The sequence below is a fragment of the Chamaesiphon sp. VAR_48_metabat_403 genome (assembly GCF_031422475.1).
Taxonomy (GTDB): domain Bacteria; phylum Cyanobacteriota; class Cyanobacteriia; order Cyanobacteriales; family Chamaesiphonaceae; genus Chamaesiphon.
The window spans coordinates 1-3,519 of the sequence record NZ_JANPLS010000238.1; the positions used below are offsets into that span (position 1 = coordinate 1).

4 protein-coding genes are annotated in these 3,519 nt (G+C 44.7%); 2 read left to right on the forward strand and 2 right to left on the reverse strand.

Going from position 1 to position 3,519, the window contains the following annotated elements; genetic code table 11:
* On the forward strand, positions 1 to 1,054 hold a 1,054-nt coding region (locus RMO79_RS11100), incomplete at its 5' end, for a SidA/IucD/PvdA family monooxygenase (protein ID WP_310483218.1).
* Here RMO79_RS11100 and RMO79_RS11105 read toward each other — a convergent pair.
* Positions 1,027 to 1,935, reverse strand: coding sequence for a hypothetical protein (locus RMO79_RS11105; protein WP_310483219.1), 909 nt, complete (start codon positions 1,933 to 1,935; stop codon positions 1,027 to 1,029). The two genes, RMO79_RS11100 and RMO79_RS11105, sit on opposite strands and share 28 nt — an antisense overlap.
* Positions 1,936 to 2,137: 202 nt before the next feature.
* Positions 2,138 to 2,803: a Crp/Fnr family transcriptional regulator gene (locus tag RMO79_RS11110; RefSeq protein WP_310483220.1), complete on the reverse strand. Its 666-nt coding sequence runs from the start codon at positions 2,801 to 2,803 to the stop codon at positions 2,138 to 2,140.
* A gap of 393 nt (positions 2,804 to 3,196) precedes the next feature.
* Between RMO79_RS11110 and RMO79_RS11115 the strand changes: the two genes are divergently transcribed.
* Positions 3,197 to 3,519: transcriptional repressor (locus tag RMO79_RS11115; protein ID WP_310483221.1), on the forward strand; the 323-nt coding region annotated here is incomplete at its 3' end.

Here is a 3,519-nt window from a genome sequence, read left to right on the forward strand (position 1 = left end):
CGAATTCATCGATCTGGCAATTGTTGGGGCTGGCCCTCATGCGCTGACGCTGGTGACGCATCTATTACAGAAAAAGAAATCCATGCTTGGACGGTTTCTTGTCTTCGATCCTAGTGGTACCTGGATGAATCAATGGCATCATCAGTTTGCCGCCTTCGAGATTCCGCACTTACGATCGCCAGCCGTTCATCAGCCCGATCCCAATCCTCATGCGCTGCGGACTTTTGCCGCTCCCCGTCCAAATGAATTAGTCGCCCCCTACGACTTGCCAGGAACTCAACTATTTCGGGATTTCTGCCAGGAAACCGTCCGGCGGTGGCAATTGGAAGATTGTGTTTATCCGGCTCAAGTTGTTCGAGTCGAACCAATCTGCGATCGCGGTCGTTCTCGCTTCTGTCTACACCTATCTAACGGGCAAACTATTATCGCCCGTCGAGTGGTAATTGCCAATGGTGGAGCCGTGCCGAATCTCCCTGACTGGGTGGGGCAAATTCCGACAAATTATCCCCAGGATCGGCTCTTGCATTCCCATCAGGTAGACCTGCGAGGATTGCATTTACAGGGCGAACGAATCCTAATCGTCGGTGGAGGTCTAACCAGCGGACATCTAGCGTTAGGGGCAGTCGAACGCGGCGCACAGGTGCTATTAATGTCTCGCCGCAATGTTTATGACAAACTATTCGATGCCGATCCTGGTTGGATCGGGCCGAAATATCTCAAAGGTTTCTGGGCGGAACCAGATTTACATACTCGCTGGCAGATGATTCAACAAGCACGCAATGGCGGCTCAATGACTCCAATGGTACTGTCTCAATTGCGGAAACTAGAACGAGAGGGGAAGATTGAATTCTATGAGCAGTGTGGGGTATCTAGAGCTGAATGGAGCGATAAGGGCTGGCAGATACATTGCGATAATTCAGCCGTCCATGAGTGCATTCATCATCAGAATATCGACCGAATTTGGGTTGCGACTGGTAGTCAATTGGATGCTCGAAATCATCCGTTACTGTACGATGTTTTAGCTGCTCATCCGATCGAATGTGTCAATCCGTGATAGTGATCGCGTTCTCCCGTTCCGGTTGTAGCAGTTTCGATCGCTTTTGTTATTGGAGCGTACTTAGTAATTGGAAAACTAACTACGGTAGCATTACCTAAAGGATAAAAGAAGCTATCATTACCGATTTTACCATTGAAGAAAGTTTGTCGTCCTTCATCAATACCCACCTTACTACAATGATCCCAACCGGAGGTATATGTCTTCGCTTCAATTAATCCTTTTACATCTGGATTTGCAGCCAAGTATGCAGGTTCATTAAAGTAAGGCTGTGTGCGACTAGCCCAGTAAGAATTTTGAGGTGCAAATAGCGACGCTCCCTTCTCAGTAAATAAGCCATCAGCAATTAATTTTGGTACACCTTCCACAATCCCAATCAAATCGCCACCCTTGGAAATGTTGACGCTACCATTAATGGTTTTAAAAGTATAATCTTCAGGCTTCCCAGCTAAATAAACTGCATCTTCACTAGTCGGATCGAAGTTACGAATTAATCCGTAATCTTTATCGCCATTCCCTAGATAAAAGTCCGACGGGTTTTCCTTTGCATTGTCGCCTAAATAAAAAACATTCCGCCCTGGCGAACCGAATAAAGTATCGACTTCACCGACACCTAACGATCCAGTTTTGGCATTAATCAAGCGCGAACCGACTTCCGCACTCTCAACTTTGACTCCGATTACCGATGATTTCTGCCCTGAAGCTTGAACGAGATCGTTACCGCTTGTACCCTCAAAGATGACACCGCTGCGTTCTTGAAACTGTCCAACTTGGGAATACTCCTCAGCCCCCGACGCATACTTACCATCGGTGACAGCCTTTGCTACTACTGGATTTTTGGCAATGTAAATTGCATCATTGAGCAATGAATTAGTTGTCATATTTTGCGCCTAGTGGGTAGATGGTTTGAATTGACACATCATTTTGTAGGTGCTGTCCCTGTCTGTTGCGTCTCCTGTCAATAATATACTAAATTTGACAGCTTCAATAATGATTATCATTCTTGATTTAAACTCGTCGTCATGAGCAGGATTTTTATCGCCACCAGTAAAGGTAGCCAATAATGTTAGTTCGGGCTAACTACTAACGGTAGCTAACACTGAGCGGGCGATTCCACAGGGGAGTGGCTACCCCAACCGGAAGTACGAGGGTAGCGAGATTGTTGACTGGTTTCTGGAAAGCAGGATCGCTTGATGAGTAGGCAGATTGATTCTCCACGGGAGACGCTCCGCGAACGATAAACAGCCGACGGTTAGATAAATGAAGAATCGTGCCTTGCCGTTCTAAATCCTTCAGACTGCGGGTAATCGTCACTCGCGTGGTACTCAGTGCGTCTGCTAGATCTTGGTGAGTCAAGAAGATGTCGAAGATGATTCCAGTGTCTTCATTACTACCAAACCGCCTACCCAGCCAAATCAATAGTTTTAATAGCCGATCCTCAATTCGCTTACAACTACGAATAATTAGTAATTCTTGGAGTCGCTGAATATGCGAGAGCGTTCCCACATTCTCACAGTTTGCGGCGAGTAATGGTGCTGCTGTCACTGGAGTCAAACATTCTAACTGATAATTATTCGATCCCAATAGAGCATTTCCGACTATCTCCCCTGCCCCCCAAAATCCCAAAGTAGTTGGTGAACCATCTTCTATCCAGGTAATCGCTCTAATTATGCCAGAATCGATTCGCCACGTATCGGTACGAAGCAAATCGAGATAAGATCGCCGTGGGAAATAGTGTGTGTTGGTCATTATGCCTGTTTGAGTGAGGAGTGAATCCGCTACCATTCGCTTTAGCGTCTGCCTGTGCCTACGGCAGGCTAACGCCAAAAGCAGAAGGTAATCGTCAGTCTTAGCTATTATTGCAATTTATTATCATTAATTTTAACAACAATCGAGTAGATCGTGGTAAATCTAGTTCGAGCATCGACGTTAAGAAGATATTTGCCACGATCGATTACTATTGATGGACTAAGGTAATTTTTTGAGCTAGAGCCATTTCCGTAATGACGATCTCGTGTGGGACATTTAGCTTTCATTCGTCAGAGATATTACTAATAGTTTAAATTTTAAGTTAGTGTTATCGTGAGAATAACTATTGTTGTATAGTTAGACGAGATCGTGATTTTATCTAAAACTGAAAATATGAGTAACACTGGTTTAATCGCACGATTAACTCCGCACCAAGAACGCATTTTAAAAAAACTCAAAACAATTGATGGTGAAATTTCTACCCAAGATCTATATGTCCAATTGCGAACCAGCCACAAAACTTTGGGTTTAGCAACTGTCTATCGCGGACTAGAAGTATTGCGACTGCAAGGATTGATAAAAAGTCGGACTTCGATCGAGGGTGAATTACTATACAGTTTAGTCGAAAACCATCAACATTATTTTACTTGCTTACGATGTAGTCAGTCGATGCAAATTGATGCTTGCCCAGTTTGTCAAATCGAAACTGAATTAGC

Excerpts from the sequence above, each read along its gene's own strand:
- RMO79_RS11105 (WP_310483219.1), bottom strand. The coding sequence starts at position 1,935 with ATGACAACTAATTCATTGCTCAATGATGCAATTTACATTGCCAAAAAT.
- RMO79_RS11110 (WP_310483220.1), bottom strand. The coding sequence starts at position 2,803 with ATGACCAACACACACTATTTCCCACGGCGATCTTATCTCGATTTGCTT.